This is a genomic window from Pseudomonas marvdashtae (assembly GCF_014268655.2).
GTDB lineage: Bacteria > Pseudomonadota > Gammaproteobacteria > Pseudomonadales > Pseudomonadaceae > Aquipseudomonas > Aquipseudomonas marvdashtae.
In genome coordinates, this window is the sequence record NZ_JABWQX020000001.1 from 1495564 (window position 1) to 1514339 (window position 18776).

Sequence of the window (18776 nt, forward strand, 5' to 3'; positions counted from 1 at the left end):
GACGGTAATAAGCATGAATCTTCACGAGTATCAGGGTAAGCAGCTGTTCGCTGAGTACGGCCTGCCAGTATCCACCGGTTACGCGGTAGACACCCCGGAAGCGGCAGCAGAAGCTTGCGACAAAATCGGCGGCAGCGAATGGGTTGTCAAAGCCCAGGTTCACGCCGGTGGTCGCGGTAAAGCGGGCGGCGTCAAGCTGGTTCGCAGCAAAGAAGACGCCAAAGCCTTCGCACAGCAGTGGCTGGGCAAGCGTCTGGTGACTTACCAGACTGACGCCAACGGTCAGCCAGTCACCAAGATCCTGGTTGAATCGTGCACTGATATCGCTAAAGAGCTGTACCTGGGCGCTGTCGTTGACCGTTCGAGCCGCCGCATCGTGTTCATGGCTTCCACCGAAGGTGGCGTGGACATCGAGAAAATCGCTCACGACACCCCTGAGAAAATCCTCAAGGCCACCATTGATCCACTGGTTGGCGCACAGCCGTTCCAGGGTCGCGAGCTGGCATTCCAGCTGGGCCTGGAAGGCAAGCAGGTTGCTCAGTTCGCCAAGATCTTCGTAGGCCTGGCCAAGCTGTTCAAGGACCACGACCTGGCGCTGCTGGAAGTGAACCCGCTGGTGATCAAGGCCGACGGCGACCTGCACTGCCTCGATGCCAAGATCAATATCGACGCCAACGCCATGTACCGTCAGCCTAAGCTGAAGACTTTCCACGATCCGTCGCAAGACGATCCGCGCGAAGCGCACGCTGCCAAGTTCGAACTGAACTACGTAGCCCTGGAAGGTAACATCGGCTGCATGGTCAACGGTGCTGGCCTGGCCATGGGTACCATGGACATCGTCAACCTGCATGGCGGCAAGCCAGCCAACTTCCTCGACGTGGGCGGCGGTGCTACCAAGGAACGCGTAACCGAAGCGTTCAAGATCATTCTGTCCGACACCAACGTCGCTGCAGTACTGGTCAACATCTTCGGCGGCATCGTTCGTTGCGACATGATTGCCGAAGGCATCATTGGCGCCGTGAAAGAAGTCGGCGTGAAAATCCCGGTTGTTGTTCGCCTTGAAGGCAACAACGCTGAGCTGGGCGCTAAAGTACTGGCAGAAAGCGGTTTGAACATCATCGCTGCTACCAGCCTGACCGACGCTGCTCAACAAGTCGTTAAAGCTGCGGAGGGCAAATAATGAGCGTCCTGATCAATAAAGACACTAAGGTTATCTGCCAGGGTATTACCGGTTCGCAAGGTAGTTTCCACACCCAGCAAGCCATCGAATACGGCACCAAGATGGTTGGCGGCGTAACGCCGGGCAAGGGCGGCACCGAGCACCTGGGCCTGCCTGTCTTCAACACCGTCAAGGACGCTGTTGCAGCCACTGGCGCTACCGCCAGCGTGATCTACGTTCCGGCTCCTTTCTGCAAGGACTCCATCCTTGAAGCAGCGTTTGGCGGCATCAAGCTGATCGTCTGCATCACCGAAGGCATCCCGACCATCGACATGCTGGAAGCCAAGGTCAAGTGCGACGAGCTGGGTATCACCCTGATCGGCCCTAACTGCCCAGGCGTGATCACTCCAGGCGAGTGCAAGATCGGCATCATGCCAGGTCACATTCACTTGCCAGGCAAGGTCGGTATCGTTTCCCGTTCCGGCACCTTGACCTACGAAGCCGTCAAGCAGACCACTGACGCCGGTTTCGGTCAGTCGACTTGCGTCGGCATCGGCGGTGACCCGATCCCAGGCTCCAACTTCATCGACATCCTGAAGCTGTTCCAGGAAGACCCGAAGACCGAAGCGATCGTCATGATCGGTGAGATCGGCGGTTCCGCTGAAGAAGAAGCCGCTGCCTACATCAAGGCAAACGTGACCAAGCCGGTTGTTTCCTACATCGCTGGTGTGACTGCTCCTCCGGGCAAGCGCATGGGCCATGCTGGCGCAATCATCTCCGGCGGCAAAGGCACTGCAGACGAGAAATTCGCTGCACTGCAAGACGCAGGCGTGAAAACCGTGCGTTCGCTGGCAGACATCGGCAAGGCCCTGGCCGAGCTGACTGGCTGGGAAATGAAGAAGTAAGCTTCGGCTGACCCTTCGTTCCAGCAACAAAGGCCACCTTCGGGTGGCCTTTGTCGTTTGAGGGCAGCTGCAAGCTTTGAGCTTCAAGCTGAGTGAGAGCTTGTAGCTTGTAGCCGCTTTTATTACATAAACGCGACACAGAAATGTCGTGTATCGGATAGTGCGCCCCGTAACAGTGCGTTCCGCGCATAAATTCGTTAGTCTTGCCGCCAATTTTGCGACCCGCGGCCCATAAGGCCGCGACGTGCTAAACGGGTCGGTCCCATACGGATCGGCAGCATTTCCCTCACCCTTCAGGGAAATCCCTCTCTAAATTCCGATTCAGTAGTGTGGTTTCCTTAATGAAAGTGTTGAAAGGCCAGGACATCCTGGCGCTTGGTTTCATGACATTTGCCCTGTTCGTCGGGGCCGGTAATATCATCTTCCCGCCTATCGTCGGTTTGCAGTCCGGGCCTCATGTCTGGATGGCGGCGCTGGGCTTTTTGATCACCGCGGTCGGGCTGCCGGTGATCACCGTCGTTGCGCTGGCCAAGGTCGGCGGGGCTATGGATGCCTTGAGCAGCCCTATAGGCAAGATCGCCGGTGGTTTGCTGGCGGCGGTGTGCTACCTGGCTGTCGGCCCGCTGTTCGCCACGCCGCGAACCGCCACCGTATCGTTCGAAGTCGGCCTTGCGCCGCTGACCGGCGAAAGTCCGCTGGCGCTGTTTCTTTATAGTGCGGTGTACTTCCTGCTGGTGTTCTTCATCTCGCTCTATCCGGGCCGCTTGCTGGACACCGTCGGGCGCTTCCTGGCGCCACTGAAGATCATCGCCCTGGCGGTGCTGGGCATCGCTGCGTTTGCCCTGCCTGCCGGCGATATTGGCGTGGCAACGCCTGAATATGTGGCGGCGCCGTTTTCCCAAGGCTTCATCAATGGTTACCTGACCATGGATACCCTGGGAGCATTGGTGTTTGGCATCGTCATCGTCAACGCGATCCGTTCCCGGGGCGTCGAGTCGCCGGCCTTGATCACCCGCTACGCGATCATCGCCGGGCTGATCGCCGGAGTGGGCCTGGCGCTGGTCTACGTCAGCCTGTTCCGCCTGGGCTCCGGCAGCCACGAAGTGGCGGCGGGCGCAACCAATGGCGCGGCCGTGCTGCATGCCTACGTGCAACACACGTTCGGCAGCCTGGGCAGTGGTTTCCTCGCGGTACTGATCTCCCTGGCGTGCCTGGTGACTGCGGTCGGCCTGACCTGCGCCTGTGCCGAATACTTCAGCCGCGTCCTGCCGCTGTCGTACAAGACGCTGGTGATCATCCTGGCGGCGTTTTCGCTGCTGGTCTCCAACCTCGGCCTGACCAAGCTGATCGCCTTCTCGATTCCGGTGCTGACGGCGATCTATCCACCCTGCATCGTTCTGGTGGCCCTGAGCTTCTGCAAGGATTTCTGGCACGAGCAAGGGCGCATCGTCGGCCCGGTCATGCTGGTTTCTTTCCTGTTTGGCTTGATCGATGCCCTCAAGGGCGCCGGGTTGGCGGACTGGATGCCGGCACAATTGGCCCACCTGCCTCTGAGCGAGCAGGGCCTGGCCTGGCTGATCCCTTCGGTCATGACCCTGGTGGTCGCGGTGGTCTGCGACCGGCTATTGGGCAAGCGCAGCCAAGCACTGGCTTAAGCGGCTTCGAGCAGGCACACTGGGAAAACGAAATGCCCCGTATCAATCGATACGGGGCATTTTTTTTATGGGTGCAGTGTCTTTTTCCTTGAGCCAGCGTCGAATGGGGTGTCCTGAGTCCGCAAACACGGTTCCGGCGTTCGTTATTGTCATACAGGGAATTGCATGTCATTCATTCAAGCCAACCTGATTCATCTTCTCGCCGCCGTATGGTTCATTATTTGCTGGGCTGGCTACACCCGTTACGCTTCCTGGAAAGCGCGCGATACGGCGTGCCTGGCCAGCGTCATGCACCTGTACCGAGAAGATTGGATGCGTCGCATGTTGCTGCGCGATAACCGCATCGCCGATGCCAGCGTGATCGGTAACCTTGAGCGCAACGCGTCGTTCTTCGCCTCCAGTACGCTGATTATCCTCGCCGGTATCCTCACGGTATTGGGCGCGTCTGACCGTGCGGTGTCGTTGCTCGCGGACCTGCCACTGGTGCAACAGGCTTCCCAAGGCATGGCGGAGGTGAAGCTGCTGTGCCTGGCGCTGGTGTTCGTGTATGCGTTCTTCACGTTCAGTTGGTGCATGCGCCAGTACAACTTTGCCGCGGTCCTGGTGGGTTCGGCGCCGATGATCGGTGAACGGCATGTGTCCGAGCAAGAGCGCAAGGCCTTTGCATCAAGAGCGGCACGGGTCATCTCCATGGCGGCCAACCAGTTCAACTTCGGCCTGCGCGCCTATTATTTCGGCATGACCATGTTGGCGTGGTTCGTCAGCCCCTTGTTATTCATGTTGATGAGCGCCGGTGTGGTGTTTGTGCTGTATCAGCGCGAGTTTCATTCGGACGTGCTGGATGTAATGGTCTATACGCCTACCGAAGCGCCAACGTCCGAGGCCGGCAAGGAAACCGCGTGACGCAGCGTTGAGCCGCCCAAATTGCAGGCAAAAGAAAACCCGCTCCAGGCGGGTTTTCTTTTACTGCTAAAACCGTATCAGTTGGTTTTAGGCGCGGTAGCAGGGGCTTGTTCCTGCTGGGCGGCGCTGTTCGATTCAGACTGAGCTTTGGCGGCTTCGGCGTTTTCTTTCGCCGCGTCGTTCACTTTATCCTGTGCTTTGTTCATGTCTTGCTGAGCTTGCTCAGCGTGTTGGTTGGCATCTTGAGCTTTGTCCTCGGATTTTTTATCGCAGGCAGCGAGACCGAGGGAGGCGGCCAACATCAAGGCAATAGCAAAAGTCTTACGCATGGGGTGTTTCTCCTTATGGAAATAACTACTGGCCTTTTGAGCAACCCCCCTCAGGTTAAGTTCCTCTTTTGCGACAGATATATAACTTTGCAAGGTTGCGGAACTTTAGCGCACCCGCCTGTTGCCAGACCTATAAACAAACAAGGGCGTTGATGAACATGGCTGAAGATCTCGTTTTTGAGCGCGCGACACGCTTTTTATCCGCGCTGCGGCATTGCCAGGTACTGGGCTTGACGTTGCACAGCGCCAGTCGTGACGGGCTGACGGTCATCCTGCCGTTCAGCCCGCGAATCGTTGGCAACCCGTTGACGGGCATCATCCATGGTGGCGCGTTGACCTCATTGATGGACACCGCGTGCGGCATGTCGACCTTATGCGTGCTCCCGCAATTCGAAGTCTGTCCCACCCTCGACCTGCGCATCGACTATATGCACGCCGCCGAGCCCCACAAGGACGTCTACGGCTTCGCTCAATGCTACCGGGTGACTCCGGATGTGATCTTCTCCCGCGGTTTCGCCTACCAGGACGACCCCCAGCAACCCATCGCTCATGTGGTGGGCACGTTCATGCGCCTGGGCGAGCATGCCCGGGGAATAGGGAAGGGCGGCCCGATGGCCGCCGTGGCGCAGCCATGACCGACATCACCGAGGAACAACTGCGCCGCGCCTGCGAACAGGGCGACTACGCGCTGCTGCTCGCTTCGATTCCCTATGCGCAACTGATTGGCGTTGAATGCACGCAGCAGGGCGACGAACTGCTGTTTTGCCTGCCGGCCAACAAGGACAACATTGGTAACCCTTTGCTGCCAGCCATTCATGGCGGAGTGATCGCCGGGTTCATGGAGTTGTCGGCTGCCGTTCATCTGCTGATCGCCACCCGTGCGCCGGGTGTGCCGAAGATCATCGATTTTTCCCTGGATTACCTGCGCGCCGGGCAGTTTCGCGACACCTATGCCAGATGCCAGGTATGGCGCCAGGGGCGGCGCGTAGCCAATGTGGCGATCACCGCCTGGCAGGAAAGTGAGGCCGAGCCTATTGCAACGGCCCGGGCCCATTTCAAAATCCCTGCACCTTCCAAGCCGACCGGCCCTTGAAATCATCACCGTTGCCCCAACCTTCAGGACATCCCGCCGCCAATCTCTGCGAGGCGGACACCACCATCCACTTGGAGTTTGATGACCATGAGCGTGGAAACTCAAAAGGAAACCCTGGGCTTCCAGACCGAGGTGAAGCAACTGCTGCACCTGATGATTCACTCGCTGTATTCGAATAAGGAAATTTTCCTTCGCGAGCTGATCTCGAACGCCTCTGACGCTGTCGACAAGTTACGTTTTGAAGCGCTGTCCAAGCCAGAGCTGCTGGAAGGCGGTAATGAGCTGAAGATCCGTGTGAGCTTCGACAAGGACGCGAAAACCGTCACCCTCGAAGACAATGGCATCGGCATGAGCCGCGAAGAGGTGATCACGCACCTGGGCACCATCGCCAAGTCGGGCACCGCCGACTTCATGAAAAACCTGTCCGGCGACCAGAAGAAAGATTCCCACCTGATCGGTCAGTTCGGCGTCGGTTTCTACTCCGCCTTCATCGTCGCCGATCAGGTCGAAGTGTTCAGCCGCCGTGCCGGCCTCGCGGCGAGCGAAGGCGTGCATTGGTCGTCGAAGGGCGAGGGCGAATTTGAAGTCGCCACCGTCGACAAGGCTGATCGCGGTACTCGCATCGTGTTGCACCTCAAGTCCGGCGAGGACGAGTTCGCCGATGGCTGGCGCCTGCGCAACATCATCAAGAAATACTCCGACCACATCGCGCTGCCGATCGAGTTGCCGAAGGAAGTCACCGTTGCCGAAGGTGAAGAAAAGCCTGAAGTGGAATGGGAAACCGTCAACCGCGCCAGTGCCCTGTGGACCCGTCCACGCACCGAGGTTACGGACGAGGAATACCAGGAGTTCTACAAGCACATCGCCCACGACTACGAGAACCCGCTGAGCTGGAGCCATAACAAGGTCGAAGGCAAGCTGGAATACAACTCCCTGTTGTACGTGCCGGCCCGTGCGCCGTTCGACTTGTACCAACGTGAAGCGCCACGCGGCCTGAAACTGTACGTGCAGCGTGTGTTCGTCATGGACCAGGCCGAATCGTTCCTGCCGTTGTACCTGCGCTTCATCAAGGGTGTGGTGGACTCCAATGACCTGTCGCTGAACGTCTCGCGGGAAATCCTGCAGAAAGATCCGATCATCGACTCCATGAAGTCGGCACTGACCAAGCGCGTCCTGGACATGCTGGAAAAACTGGCCAAGAACGAGCCGGAGCAATACAAGAGCTTCTGGAAGAACTTCGGCCAGGTGATGAAAGAAGGTCCAGCCGAGGACTTCGCTAACAAAGAGAAAATCGCCGGCCTGCTGCGCTTTGCATCCACCCAGGGTGACGATGGCGAGCAGGTCGTTGGCTTGGCCGACTACCTGGCTCGCGCCAAGGAAGGCCAGGACAAGATCTACTTCCTCACCGGTGAAACTTATGCACAGGTGAAAAACAGCCCGCACCTGGAAGTCTTCCGCAAAAAAGGCATCGAAGTGCTGCTGCTGACCGACCGCATCGATGAGTGGCTGATGAGCTACCTCAACGAGTTCGACGGCAAGAGTTTTGTCGACGTGGCCCGTGGCGACCTGGACCTCGGCAACCTGGATTCGGAAGAAGACAAGAAAGCCGCCGAAGAAGTCGCCAAGAGCAAGGAAGGCCTGGTCGAGCGGATCAAGACGGCCCTCGGCGATGCCGTTAGCGAAGTGCGTGTTTCCCACCGCCTGACCGATTCGCCGGCGATCCTGGCTATCGGTGAGCAGGACCTCGGTTTGCAGATGCGCCAGATCCTCGAAGCCAGCGGCCAGAAGGTCCCGGATTCCAAGCCGATCTTCGAATTCAACCCGGCGCACCCGCTGGTGGAGAAGCTCGATAACGAGCAGAGCGAAGAGCGTTTCGGCGACTTGTCGCACATACTCTTCGATCAGGCGGCCCTGGCGGCCGGCGACAGCTTGAAGGACCCGGCGGCGTATGTCCGTCGCCTGAACAAGTTGCTGGTTGAACTGTCAGCTTGATCAAGTGAGACAAAACCCGCTTCGGCGGGTTTTGTCATTTCTGGTGTTCAGTCAAAAAGGAGTCCGTCATGAGTGAGGTTACGGTTCGTTCGCTGGTCTATCAGATCGATGGTCAAAGTTATGAAGGTCGTCTGGCCTTCGACGTCAACCAGCAGGGCCCGCGTCCGGGTTTGCTGATGGCGCCGAACTGGATGGGTGTCGGGGCGGGTGCCGAAGACATCGCCAGATCGGTGGCGGCTAATGGTTATGTGGTGTTGATCGCCGACCTGTACGGGCAAACGGTGCGCCCGAGCAATGCCGAGGAGGCCGGGGCGGCGATGATGCCTCTCAAGAACGACCGGGCGTTGTTGCGCAAGCGCATGCAGGCCGCGTTCGAACAACTGCAGAGCCAGGGTGACGCAGAGGTCGATACGGCGAGACTGGCCACGTTCGGCTTCTGCTTCGGTGGCTGCTGCGCCCTGGAACTGGCGCGAAGCGGTGCGCCGCTGAAGGCCACCATTTCCTTTCACGGCACCCTGGATACACCGGACCCGGCCGATGCGCAAAATATCAACGGCGCGGTGTTGGTGATGCACGGCGCGTCCGACCCGCTGGTGCCGAAGGAACAACTGCCGGCGTTCGAAGATGAGATGAATGCCGCGGGTGTGGACTGGCAATTGCTCAGCTATGGCGGCGCGGTGCACTCTTTCACCGATCCACAAGCCAATGTGCCTGGCAAAATGATGTACGACGCCAAGGTCGCCGGGCGCGCGTTCCGGTCGATGCATAATTTGCTGGATGAAGTGTTCAAGGGCTGAATGCACCCAATAACTGTGGCGAGGGTGCTTGCTCCCTCGCCACGGGATGGGTGTGAATCTAGGGCAATTCGATCCGCTCGCTTTCCCCCGGCACCGTCGGCCAGTCCCCGGCCGCCCAGCGCTGGCGGGCTTCGTCTATGCGGGCCGGGTCGCTGGAAACGAAATTCCAGTTCATCCGACGTGGCCCATCCAGCGGAGCGCCGCCGAACAGCACGGCGTGACAATCGCTGTCGGCAAACAGTGCCATCTCTTCCCCCGCTGGCAGTATCACCAGCGAATGAGGCTCCAGCGGTTCACCGTCCAGCTGCGCCTCGCCGCTCAGGACATACAGTGCGCGTTCTTCATGCTCGGTCGGGATCAGCAGTGTCGTCGCGGTTTGCAGGTTCAGTTCGGCATACAGCGTAGGCGACAGTACCGGGACCGGCGACTCCAGGCAAAAGCCTGACCCGGCAATCATGCGGATGCTGACGCCCAGGTTATTGCTGACCGGCAGGGTCTGGGCCGGATGATGGCTGTAGTGCCCTGGCCCTTGCTCATGGGACTTGGGCGAAGCCAACCAGACTTGCAGGCCATGCATGACAAAAGCGCTGCCCAGCAATGAGTCAGGGGTGCGCTCGACATGGGCGATGCCGCTGCCCGCCGTCATCCAGCTCACGTCCCCGGCACGCACCACCTGATCGGAACCCAGGCTGTCCTTGTGTTGGAGTGTTCCCTCGAACAGGTAGGTGAGGGTGGACAGGCCAATATGCGGGTGCTGGCGGATATTCATGCCTTTATCGGCCGGGTAGGAGGTTTGCAGCATGTGATCGAAAAACACGAAGGGTCCGACGCTGCGGCATTTGGCCGACGGCAGCGGCCGCAGAATGGGCTGGCCTTCCACATCTTCTGCACGGGGACGAACGATCAGGGGAGCGGTCATGAGGGCTTCCAGGTTGAACGACGAGTGCGCAGAGCATAACCCGAGCTCACAACGAGCGGCAGCGGCGGCTTGAACCCAGGCGAGACGGATGGGGTCTATGCTTGCTCATGGCTTTTGGAGAGTGCCCGTGCCCTCGACCCGTCTGATTTTCGCCTGTTTGCTGGCCGTTTCCAGCAGCGGCGCCGTCGCTCGCGAATATGCCTACAGCGATGCGCACCTGCATTACGTCGATTTCTTCCAGGAAACCGCCGGCATGCCCAAGCTGCTCAAGGCCATGGCCGACAACCGCATCGAGCACGTCATGATTTCCGGCGTGCCGGTGGCAAAGAAATGGCATGAGGACGAGCCCAAGCGTCCGCGTTATTACGCCGGTGACGATGCGGACGCCTATTGGTATAGCGCCACCGACGTGATAGTCGCCGCAGCGGTAAACAAACTGCCCGCCGAACAACGCCAGCATTTCCATCCGTTCCTGTCAGGCTTCAATCCCAACGACAAGAATTCCGCTGCGCATATCCAGCGCATGCTCGACCTGTACCCTGGGCTGTGGCAAGGCATCGGCGAAGTGTTCACTCGCCATGACGACTTGACGGCGCTGACCTCCGGCGACACCCCCCGCGCTAACAACGAGGCCATGACCCGGATTTATCACCTGGCCGCCGAGAACGACCTGCCGGTGATGCTGCATTCCAATATCACGTCCAAGCGTGAGAGAAATCCGCTTTATCTGGCGGAAGTGGAAGAGCCGTTGCGTAATCATCCACACACACGGTTCATTTGGGCTCATGCCGGCACCAGCATGGAGATTCATCGGCACCAGACTCAGCTGGATTTCCTGCTGCCCACGCTGACGCGGATGCTCGAGTCCTACCCCAACCTGTTCATCGACCTGTCCTGGAGCATGCTCACGCCGTATTTGCTCGACGAGGCGGGCAAGCCCAGGGATGAATGGGTAAAGCTGGTGGAGCGCTTCCCTGAACGCTTCATGCTGGGATCTGATGTGGTAGGACGCTTCAACAAACTGGGTAAGGAGCTGCGCAGCTTTGACCCGTTCCTGGACGCCTTGCCGGAAGACGTGGCGAGGAAAGTGGCGCGGGATAATTTCCTTTCGGTGTTGCCGCGCTCAGCGGCCCGCTGAGCCCGCTCTTGTGGCGAGGGAGCTTGCTCCCGCTGGGCTACGCAGTAGCCCCAAAATCTGGCGACTGCTGCGCAGTCGAGCGGGAGCAAGCTCCCTCGCCACAGGTTAGCCATTTGCCCGAGTTATCGGTGGCAGGGTGCATTGGCTTTGTCATCAGCCTGTCACCCCCGCGTCATACCCTCGCGCTCATCTCAATCAAGGAGCGCAATATGCATCTCACCCGTCCAAGCGCGCTGCTCGCGCTGTTGATGACCTGTGGCCTGGCCCAGGCGGAAGTCCGTGTCGAAGGTCCGGTGGAGTACGGTGTATTCGAAGGGCCACAAGCCGAGCTGCAATCGGGCGAGCGGGTCCTGCGTCGCAGCAACGAACAGATCCGCCAGACCGAAAGCGTGCCGGCCAAGCTGGGCACCAAATTTGGCATGCGCTACCAGTTGGCGGGCAAGGTCGCGGATGACCAACCGTTGACCCTGCTGTACTTCACGCCAGGCATTCGTACTCCCGATGGCGTGCGGCATGACAAGTTCGAAGTCATCCAGAAACTGGTGCCCGGTGCGCCTCAGGACGTGATGGCGTATGAGTTCACCGAAAGCCATGAAGTGGTGCCGGGGGAATGGCGGTTCATGGTGTTCCAGGGTGATCGACTGCTGACGCAGCAGCGGTTTGTCGTGCGCTGAACTTGAACTGAGCAGGCAAAAAAACGCCCCGAACCAGTCGGGGCGTTTTTGTGTGCGGCGTAGCGGCGGGGCTTACTTGCCCTGCCAGCGCTTCATCACCAAGGTGGCGTTAGTGCCACCGAAGCCGAAGCTGTTGCTCATCACGGTGTTGATGGTGGCATTTTCGCGAGTCTTGGTCAGGATCGGCAGGTCGGCCACTTCCGGGTCCAGCTCGTCGATGTTGGCCGAACCGGCCATGAAGTTGCCTTCCATCATCAGCATGCAGTAGATCGCTTCGTGAACGCCGGCGGCGCCCAGGGAGTGACCCGACAGGCTCTTGGTGGAGCTGATGGCCGGGGCTTTGTCGCCGAACACTTCACGCACGCCTTTCATCTCCGCGACATCGCCGACCGGGGTCGAGGTGCCGTGGGTGTTCAGGTAGTCGATCGGTGCATCGACGGTGGACATCGCCATTTGCATGCAACGCACGGCACCTTCGCCGCTCGGGGCAACCATGTCGTAGCCGTCCGAAGTGGCGCCGTAGCCGACAATTTCCGCATAGATTTTTGCGCCACGGGCGAGGGCGTGTTCCAGCTCCTCGACCACGACCATGCCACCACCGCCGGCGATGACGAAGCCGTCACGGTCGGCATCGTAGGCACGAGAGGCTTTTTCCGGTGTGTCGTTGCGCTTGCTGGACAGGGCGCCCATCGCGTCGAACAGGAACGACTGGCTCCAATGTTCTTCTTCGCCGCCACCGGCAAAGACGATGTCCTGCTTGCCCATCTGGATCTGTTCCATGGCGGTACCGATGCAGTGGGCACTGGTGGCGCAGGCAGAAGCGATGGAGTAGTTCAGGCCCTTGATCTTGAATGGTGTGGCCAGGCAGGCGGAAACGGTGCTGCTCATGGTCCGCGTGACGCGGTACGGACCTACGCGCTTGACGCCTTTCTCGCGCAGGATGTCCAGCGCTTCCATCTGGTTCAAGGTCGAGGCGCCGCCGGAGCCGGCGATCAGGCCGGTGCGCGGGTTGGATACCTGCTCTTCGGTCAGGCCGGAGTCAGCGATGGCGTCCTTCATGGCCAGGTAGGCGTAAGCCGCCGCATGGCCGACGAAACGATAGATCTTGCGATCGATCAGCTCTTCGAGGTTGAGGTCAATGGAGCCGGAAACCTGGCTACGCAGACCCATTTCGGCATATTCCGGGTTGTACCGGATGCCAGGGCGACTTGCACGCAGGTTAGCGGAGACGGTCTCTTTGTCATTGCCCAGGCACGAAACGATGCCCAGACCAGTGATAACGACGCGGCGCATGCGGATAACCCTTAGAAGTTGTCAGTGGAGGTGAAAACGCCGACCCGAAGGCCTTCGGCGGTGTAGATCTCGCGACCGTCGACAGCCACCGAACCATCGGCAATGGCCATGTTCAGCTTGCCCTTGAGGACGCGTTTGATATGAATGTTATAGGTGATCTTCTTGGCGGTCGGCAGAACCTGACCGAAGAACTTCACTTCGCCCGAGCCCAAGGCGCGACCGCGACCCGGCAGGCCCTGCCAGCCGAGGAAGAAGCCGACCAGTTGCCACATGGCATCCAGGCCCAGGCAGCCCGGCATCACCGGGTCGCCTTCGAAGTGACAGGCGAAGAACCACAGGTCCGGAGTGATATCCAGCTCGGCGACCAATTCACCTTTGCCGTACTTGCCACCCTCTTCGCTGATATGGGTAATGCGATCCACCATCAGCATGTTCGGGGCGGGCAGTTGCGCGTTACCTGGGCCGAACAGCTCACCGCGACTGCAGCGCAGCAGATCTTCCCGAGTAAAGGCGTTTTGTTTGGTCATGCGAGCTCCTCAATAGTCCCATGCGGCAGGGTGGGGCAAATCTTCCCGGCCGATCGAAGCGTTCATGCCTCGAGTCGGCAGCCTACTCATAGACTATTGCGTTGTAGTGAAAGTCACAGCACACGGGAAAATGAATGTACACCTGTGCACTGAAATGGTTATTCCTTTCCCGATCGAGGCGTGTCCGGGTGCCTAAGACTGCCGCACTTTCGCCTTTCACGCCAGTCACAGATAGTCCAAGAGACCGCATTCATCCCACCCAACGCTGCAGAATCTGCTGCAGGTCTACCCGTTTGAAGGGTTTTGCCAGGTAATCGTTCATGCCCGCTGCGAGACACGCTTCGCGGTCGCCCTGCAACGCGTTGGCCGTCAGCGCGATGATGGGCACCTCGGCGCAGCCGGGCAACTGGCGAATCTGGCGCGTGGCTTCGTAGCCATCGATCACCGGCAGCCGGCAGTCCATCAGGATCGCTTCGAAAATCAGGCTCTCGGCGCTGCGTACCGCCTGGGCGCCGTCCGTGGCAACGCTGACCTTGAAGCCCAGGCTGCGCAGCATCGCTTCGATCACGGTCTGGTTCACCGGGTTGTCTTCTACTAGCAAGATGTTGCGGCCTTCTCCATCACCGTTTCCAGCAGGCAGGCGCGGGACGAGGATCGGTGGGGCCAGGCGCGACAGGGCCAACGGAATTTCCAAGGTAAACACCGAACCCTGGCCCTCCTGGCTCTGGGCACGCAGCGTGCCGCCCATGCGCTCGGCCAGGGTGCGGGCGATCGGCAGGCCCAGGCCCGTGCCGCCGTAGCGCCGGGAAATCGAACTGTCGGCCTGTTGGAAAGCATCGAACATCCGCTCCAGGCTCTCGGCTGGGATACCGATGCCACTGTCGCGCACCGTGCAGGTGAACCACAGCAACTCGTGATCCAGGGCCTGCCATTGGCATTGCACGGTGACGCGTCCCTGGTCGGTGAACTTCAGTGCGTTGCCGATCAGGTTCACCAGGATCTGCCGGATACGCGTCGGGTCGCCTTGCACCCGCAGCACCTTCATGTCGTCAGGGATCAGCAGGTCCAGGCCCAGCTTGCGTTGCGCGGCGCTGTGCTGGAACGATTGGGCACAGCTGCCGACCAGTTCAGACAAGTTGAAAGGAATATGTTCCAGTTCCAGCGCCGAACGTTCGATGCGCGAGAAATCGAGGATGTCGTTGATCACCTTCAACAGGTGCTCGGTGGATTCCGACGCCAGCGCGGTGTACTCCTGCTGCTCATCGGTCATCTGCGTGGTTTCCAGCAGCTGCAGCATGCCCAGCACACCGTTCATCGGCGTGCGCAGTTCATGGCTCATCATCGCGAGGAATTCCGACTTGGCGCTGTTGGCTTTTTCCGCTTCCTCCCGAGTCTTGATCAGTTGCGCCATGGCCTGGTGCTGTTCGCGGCTGGCTTGTTCCAGGCCGTCCGCCAGATTGTTGATGTGCCGCGACAACGCGCCCAGTTCGCCGTCATCGACGATCGGCAGTGGGGTGCTGTAGTCGCCTTGCTGGATGGCCTTGACCGCGTTGCCGATGTCGCGAATCGGCTGCGACAGGCTCGCCGCCAGGCGACGCGCCACCAGGAAGGTGAACAACAGGGCGAACAGGGCCAGGATCGCTGCCTTGAGCAAAATTTCCTGTTGGCGCTGGCTGAAGGCGTCACTGGACATGCCGACGATGACACGGCCCAGATAATCCTCGCCGGGCATTTCGATGGACGGGCCGGCGCTCTGCAGGAAATCATTATTCAAGGCAATGCGCTGCAGGCGAACCGGGGCCTGGAACACCTCCACCTGCCGGGAATGGCCGCCGGTTTGTGCCGGTTGCTCGACGTACACAAGCACCCGCTCCGAGCGATCCTGGACTTCCAGGAAGCGCACGTGTGGCGTGGCGAGCGTGGCCGTGAGCAGGCTTTCCAGTACTTCGTTGTTGCCGGAGATCACACCGTATTCCGCCGCCGGGGCCAGTTGGTTAGCGATCAGTTGCCCGGTGTGGTTGAGTTCCTGGCGCAGGTCCTGGATTCGCACGAAGGTGAAAAAGCTGATCAACAGCACGGTCAGCAACAAAGCCGGGCCAAGCGCAATGAGCTGGGTGCGGGTATTGATGTCCCAACGGCGACGCAAGGTCATGGGCGATGTTCTCCTTCTGCCAACTGCGCAGCAACGTATTCGGCGTCAATCGGTTCGATCCCCAGCGAGCGGGCGACCTGCTGGTTGCTCAGAATCTTGAAGCGGGCCGGATACAAGGCGCGTGGCCAAGTGGCGGTGGGGCGGTCGAGCAGGTCGTCAAGAATCGCCAGCCAATCTTCCTGGTCGCTGTAGGTGCTGGCCAGGCTGCCGGCCTTGACGAAGGCGGCACTTGGGCCGATCAGCGCCCGTTGTCGGGCATAACTGCTGAGCAGCACGTTCTTCACGGTCTTGGGGTTATAGAGGTCGGGGTCATCGAGGCCCAGCAAGACATCGCTCTGGCCCAACAGCCTTTGCAAGGGGCGGCTGTCGTTGGTGTCGTCCCAGCGTTCGCTGACGATTTCCAGGCCCAGGGGCGTCGCGGCCTGGCGAAGGTCCTTGAGCAGAAACTCGCTGTGCCTGTCGAACAGCACGCCGACCCGCCGCACTTGCGGCAGGACTTTGCGAATCAGGCGCAATTGCCGGGCCATCGGCGGATCGCTCCAGAGCAGGCTCAGTTGAGCGGGCGTCGCCTCGCCGAGGCGCTCGCGGGCTTGTTGGCGGCTGATCCGCAGCACCAGGGTGGCCGGACCGTTGGGCGTTTGCAGGCGCCAGTCGAGGCTCGGCAGGTCCAGCAGGACCAGGCGCGCGTCGGCGGGCAAACGGTCCGGTGCCGGCAGGCTGGACAGGAGTGCAAACCGCACGCGGTCCTGGGGACGCCGGGCCTGTAGGGCTTGGGTAAACGATTGCACGCCGGGGCTGTCCTGGGCGCCGGTCAACAGAATCTCGGCGGCCCGCGCCTCAAGGGAGCCCAGCAGGCCGGCGAACGCCAGGCACAGCAGCCACCACAGGCGGCCACAAAAGGGCGTCTTGCTCGGTTGGCCGCCGAACATCTAGAAAGACAACTCCGCGCTGAAATACAGCACATGACGGGAGTCGTAGCGGTTGTCGACGAACGTGGTCGGCTGATCGTCGAGACGCTGTTGCAGGATGCCCGCCAGCTCCAGGCTGGCCTTGCCCAGGGGGATGCGCCGGGCGAGGCGGGTGTCGACCCGCTCGTAGCGGTAGCCATTGAGGGCATCAGCGGCGTAATAGAAAACCGCGCTGTTCCAGCCTCGGCCCCAGTCACGGAGCCAGCCGGCCGAACCGCTGTTGCGGGCGGTCAGTTGTTCATCGAGGGGATTGCTCGCCAGGGCGTCAACGTAGGCGTAGGTCAGGCGCAGGCGATCGGCGCGGGTCACGCGCCAGTCCAATTGGGTCTCGGCGCCGGTAAATTGCGATTCGTTGCTGTTGCTGGCGATGTACTGATTGTTGCGCAGCGGTTCGCTGATCATGCCGGTAATTTCGTCATGGAACAGCTTCACATCGACCGCCAGGCCCAGGTCCATGAAATATCCGTTGTAGCCCAGCTCCCGGGAGCGCATGTGCTCCTGCTCCAGGTTGCCCGGACCGCGGGTGCGGACGAAATAACGGGCGCTGTCCTGGCCGAACGCGGCGGGCCGCAGGTTGGTCACCTGGTAGCTCCAATTGACATTGTTCTCGAACATGTCCGGCGAGCGCACGGCCTCGGAGTACACCGCCCGCAGTCCGTGTCGCGGGGTGATCAGATAGTTGACCGCCATGCGCGGGGTCAGCGAGCTGCCGGTCAGACGCGTGTCTTCGAACATGGCACCGCCCTGCAACAGCCAGTGCTCGCTGGCCCGCCATTCGAGCTGGCCGAACAGGCGCCAGGTGGTGTCGTCGAGCGTGCCGTTGAAGTAGGTTTCGGAATCGGCGCGGTCGTAGCGATAGTTCACCCCGGTGACGAGCCGCAGGCTGTCGGACAAGCTCAGGGTGTCCTGGATTTCCAAGTCATAGCGCGATTCCCGGGCGCTCTGGTCGATGTCACCGCACAGGGTTTGCGAAGCGCCGTTGCGCCACTGGTCGAGCACCTGGTTGGCCAGGGCCTGTTCCCGGGCCGTGCCGGCAGGCGCACCCGTGCCGAGGAAGCTGGGAATATTGCGCGCCAGCTTCTCGGCGTAATACGGGTTGAGTTGCCAGAGGTCCGTCAGTTGCGGACTGAAGGATACTTCGGCGTCACAGGCGCGCCAGGTTTGTTGGCGGTCCCAATGCTGGATGGAACCTTGCACATAAAGACTGTGATTGGGATGCAGGTCCAGGTTCCAGCGCAGCGAGCCGGCGTAATCCTTGGCAATGACGTCAGAGTTATCCCCAGCCTCGGTAATCCCGGCGAAAACCGGGCGATAGGTATAAGGCCGTTGATTGGTCCCGTCCTTGGCATTCAACTGCCAGTCGATGCTCTGGCGTTCGTCCAGGGTCTGGCTGACCGACAGGTTGAAGCGGTCCAGGCGTCGACTGTCGCGGTAGTTTGCGCCGTTGCGGTCACTGTCAAAACCGTCGTCTTCCTGGCCTGACAGTGAAAGTCGCCAGTCTCCGTTCTCCCAGCCGCTGCCCTGGCTCGCGTACCAGTCGCCGATCCCGCGCTGGCCCCGGGTTATTTTCAAGCGTGTACCGTGGCTGTCGGCCGGGGCGCGGGTGATGATGTTGACGACCGCCATCAGGGCGTTGGCGCCGTAGCTGACGGTGTTGGGGCCGCGGAAGACTTCGATCCGATCGATGTCTTCCATGGCCACCGGAATATCGCTCCAGTCCACCGTCGCGAGGCCGGCGCGGTACACCGAGCGGCCGTCGATCAGCACCTGCATGCGTCGCGCTTCGCTGGCGCTGGTGCCGTGGTAGTTCGCCGTGGCCTGGTTGCCGCTGAGATTGCCGACCATCATGCCCGGCACCAGGCGCAACAATTCGCTGATGTCCCGGGCGCCGCTGGCCTTGATCAGTTCGCTGTCGAGCACCGTCATGCTGCCCGGCACCGCCGCTGGCGATTGTTTCAGGCGCGTGGCGGTCAGTACCTGGGGCAAGGGCTGGTTGTCCACGAACAAGTCGTCGGCCACCACTGGCGGGCTGATGATCAGCGCCAATAGCAGTGGTGAACCTGAACGGGAAGGGCCGACGAGCACGGCACAGCCTCTGATAAAGGAAGGGTGGCGGGCATGTTAACCGAGCCGAACGACTTTTCCATTCACGTTGACAGCATTTTCCTGGAAATTGATGGTCTGCCTCCTACGGCTGTGGCTATTTACTGACGGGGCTGGTCGCGATCTGGCCGCTCCGTATAATGCCCGGCATTGCCACTTGGTATGGAAG

General features: G+C 60.5%; 17 protein-coding genes. 10 read left to right on the top strand and 7 right to left on the bottom strand.

What is annotated here, in order from left to right; translation table 11 throughout:
• Nucleotides 1–13: 13 nt before the first annotated feature.
• From sucC to HU742_RS06925, 4 genes are all read left to right on the top strand, one after another.
• Entirely contained in the window at nucleotides 14–1180 is a 1167-nt protein-coding gene (gene sucC / locus HU742_RS06910) for an ADP-forming succinate--CoA ligase subunit beta (RefSeq protein WP_007919879.1), read from the top strand.
• Complete coding sequence (gene sucD / locus HU742_RS06915; RefSeq protein ID WP_003179236.1) at nucleotides 1180–2064, top strand: succinate--CoA ligase subunit alpha; 885 nt, start codon at nucleotides 1180–1182, stop codon at nucleotides 2062–2064. Before sucC ends, sucD begins: the two co-directional genes overlap by 1 nt.
• A 341-nt stretch (nucleotides 2065–2405) precedes the next feature.
• On the top strand, nucleotides 2406–3719 hold the full coding sequence (gene brnQ / locus HU742_RS06920) for a branched-chain amino acid transport system II carrier protein (RefSeq protein WP_186636197.1): 1314 nt from the start codon (nucleotides 2406–2408) through the stop codon (nucleotides 3717–3719).
• A gap of 165 nt (nucleotides 3720–3884) precedes the next feature.
• Entirely contained in the window at nucleotides 3885–4622 is a 738-nt protein-coding gene (locus tag HU742_RS06925; RefSeq protein WP_186636199.1) for a DUF599 domain-containing protein, read from the top strand.
• Nucleotides 4623–4699: 77 nt separating this feature from the next.
• Here HU742_RS06925 and HU742_RS06930 read toward each other — a convergent pair whose 3' ends face one another.
• Nucleotides 4700–4951 (bottom strand): hypothetical protein, encoded by a 252-nt coding sequence (locus HU742_RS06930; RefSeq protein WP_030138335.1) that lies wholly within the window; start codon nucleotides 4949–4951, stop codon nucleotides 4700–4702.
• Between the two features lie 158 nt (nucleotides 4952–5109).
• Here HU742_RS06930 and HU742_RS06935 point away from each other — a divergent pair, with 158 nt between their 5' ends.
• The 4 genes from HU742_RS06935 to HU742_RS06950 all read left to right on the top strand — a co-directional run bounded on the left by HU742_RS06935 (nucleotide 5110) and on the right by HU742_RS06950 (nucleotide 8833).
• Nucleotides 5110–5586: a PaaI family thioesterase gene (locus HU742_RS06935; protein ID WP_186643761.1), complete on the top strand. Its 477-nt coding sequence runs from the start codon at nucleotides 5110–5112 to the stop codon at nucleotides 5584–5586.
• Nucleotides 5583–6044: a PaaI family thioesterase gene (locus HU742_RS06940; RefSeq protein ID WP_186636202.1), complete on the top strand. Its 462-nt coding sequence runs from the start codon at nucleotides 5583–5585 to the stop codon at nucleotides 6042–6044. The genes HU742_RS06935 and HU742_RS06940 overlap by 4 nt, the downstream gene beginning before the upstream one ends.
• An 87-nt stretch (nucleotides 6045–6131) precedes the next feature.
• Nucleotides 6132–8036 carry a molecular chaperone HtpG gene (gene htpG, locus HU742_RS06945; protein ID WP_186636204.1) on the top strand — a complete coding sequence of 635 codons (1905 nt, stop codon included), beginning with the start codon at nucleotides 6132–6134 and terminating at the stop codon, nucleotides 8034–8036.
• A gap of 68 nt (nucleotides 8037–8104) precedes the next feature.
• Nucleotides 8105–8833: a dienelactone hydrolase family protein gene (locus HU742_RS06950; RefSeq protein WP_186636206.1), complete on the top strand. Its 729-nt coding sequence runs from the start codon at nucleotides 8105–8107 to the stop codon at nucleotides 8831–8833.
• 58 nt (nucleotides 8834–8891) lie between these two features.
• Here the strand turns inward: HU742_RS06950 and HU742_RS06955 are convergent, their stop codons facing one another.
• Nucleotides 8892–9752 (bottom strand): pirin family protein, encoded by an 861-nt coding sequence (locus tag HU742_RS06955; RefSeq protein WP_186643763.1) that lies wholly within the window; start codon nucleotides 9750–9752, stop codon nucleotides 8892–8894.
• 121 nt (nucleotides 9753–9873) lie between these two features.
• On the opposite strand from HU742_RS06955, the gene HU742_RS06960 reads away from it, so the two are divergent.
• Entirely contained in the window at nucleotides 9874–10890 is a 1017-nt protein-coding gene (locus HU742_RS06960; RefSeq protein ID WP_186643765.1) for an amidohydrolase family protein, read from the top strand.
• 209 nt (nucleotides 10891–11099) lie between these two features.
• Entirely contained in the window at nucleotides 11100–11564 is a 465-nt protein-coding gene (locus HU742_RS06965; protein ID WP_186611576.1) for a DUF3859 domain-containing protein, read from the top strand.
• 72 nt (nucleotides 11565–11636) lie between these two features.
• On the opposite strand, the gene fabB is transcribed toward HU742_RS06965, so the two are convergent.
• From fabB to HU742_RS06990, 5 genes are all read right to left on the bottom strand, one after another.
• Nucleotides 11637–12857 carry a beta-ketoacyl-ACP synthase I gene (fabB, locus tag HU742_RS06970; protein WP_186636213.1) on the bottom strand — a complete coding sequence of 407 codons (1221 nt, stop codon included), beginning with the start codon at nucleotides 12855–12857 and terminating at the stop codon, nucleotides 11637–11639.
• 11 nt (nucleotides 12858–12868) lie between these two features.
• Nucleotides 12869–13384, bottom strand: a complete 516-nt coding sequence (fabA, locus tag HU742_RS06975; RefSeq protein ID WP_003204400.1) for a 3-hydroxyacyl-[acyl-carrier-protein] dehydratase FabA — start codon at nucleotides 13382–13384, stop codon at nucleotides 12869–12871.
• Nucleotides 13385–13634: 250 nt separating this feature from the next.
• Nucleotides 13635–15536, bottom strand: a complete 1902-nt coding sequence (locus tag HU742_RS06980) for an ATP-binding protein (protein WP_186636215.1) — start codon at nucleotides 15534–15536, stop codon at nucleotides 13635–13637.
• Nucleotides 15533–16465 (bottom strand): ABC transporter substrate-binding protein, encoded by a 933-nt coding sequence (locus HU742_RS06985; protein ID WP_186643767.1) that lies wholly within the window; start codon nucleotides 16463–16465, stop codon nucleotides 15533–15535. The genes HU742_RS06980 and HU742_RS06985 overlap by 4 nt, the downstream gene beginning before the upstream one ends.
• Complete coding sequence (locus tag HU742_RS06990) at nucleotides 16466–18589, bottom strand: TonB-dependent receptor plug domain-containing protein (protein ID WP_186643769.1); 2124 nt, start codon at nucleotides 18587–18589, stop codon at nucleotides 16466–16468.
• Nucleotides 18590–18776 lie beyond the last annotated feature (187 nt).

What these genes read in the sequence shown, in the direction of transcription:
- sucC (WP_007919879.1), top strand. Translation starts at nt 14, where the DNA reads ATGAATCTTCACGAGTATCAGGGTAAGCAGCTGTTCGCTGAGTACGGC.
- sucD (WP_003179236.1), top strand. Translation starts at nt 1,180, where the DNA reads ATGAGCGTCCTGATCAATAAAGACACTAAGGTTATCTGCCAGGGTATT.
- brnQ (WP_186636197.1), top strand. Translation starts at nt 2,406, where the DNA reads ATGAAAGTGTTGAAAGGCCAGGACATCCTGGCGCTTGGTTTCATGACA.
- HU742_RS06925 (WP_186636199.1), top strand. Translation starts at nt 3,885, where the DNA reads ATGTCATTCATTCAAGCCAACCTGATTCATCTTCTCGCCGCCGTATGG.
- HU742_RS06930 (WP_030138335.1), bottom strand. Translation starts at nt 4,951, where the DNA reads ATGCGTAAGACTTTTGCTATTGCCTTGATGTTGGCCGCCTCCCTCGGT.
- HU742_RS06935 (WP_186643761.1), top strand. Translation starts at nt 5,110, where the DNA reads ATGGCTGAAGATCTCGTTTTTGAGCGCGCGACACGCTTTTTATCCGCG.
- HU742_RS06940 (WP_186636202.1), top strand. Translation starts at nt 5,583, where the DNA reads ATGACCGACATCACCGAGGAACAACTGCGCCGCGCCTGCGAACAGGGC.
- htpG (WP_186636204.1), top strand. Translation starts at nt 6,132, where the DNA reads ATGAGCGTGGAAACTCAAAAGGAAACCCTGGGCTTCCAGACCGAGGTG.
- HU742_RS06950 (WP_186636206.1), top strand. Translation starts at nt 8,105, where the DNA reads ATGAGTGAGGTTACGGTTCGTTCGCTGGTCTATCAGATCGATGGTCAA.
- HU742_RS06955 (WP_186643763.1), bottom strand. Translation starts at nt 9,752, where the DNA reads ATGACCGCTCCCCTGATCGTTCGTCCCCGTGCAGAAGATGTGGAAGGC.
- HU742_RS06965 (WP_186611576.1), top strand. Translation starts at nt 11,100, where the DNA reads ATGCATCTCACCCGTCCAAGCGCGCTGCTCGCGCTGTTGATGACCTGT.
- fabB (WP_186636213.1), bottom strand. Translation starts at nt 12,857, where the DNA reads ATGCGCCGCGTCGTTATCACTGGTCTGGGCATCGTTTCGTGCCTGGGC.
- fabA (WP_003204400.1), bottom strand. Translation starts at nt 13,384, where the DNA reads ATGACCAAACAAAACGCCTTTACTCGGGAAGATCTGCTGCGCTGCAGT.
- HU742_RS06980 (WP_186636215.1), bottom strand. Translation starts at nt 15,536, where the DNA reads ATGACCTTGCGTCGCCGTTGGGACATCAATACCCGCACCCAGCTCATT.
- HU742_RS06985 (WP_186643767.1), bottom strand. Translation starts at nt 16,465, where the DNA reads ATGTTCGGCGGCCAACCGAGCAAGACGCCCTTTTGTGGCCGCCTGTGG.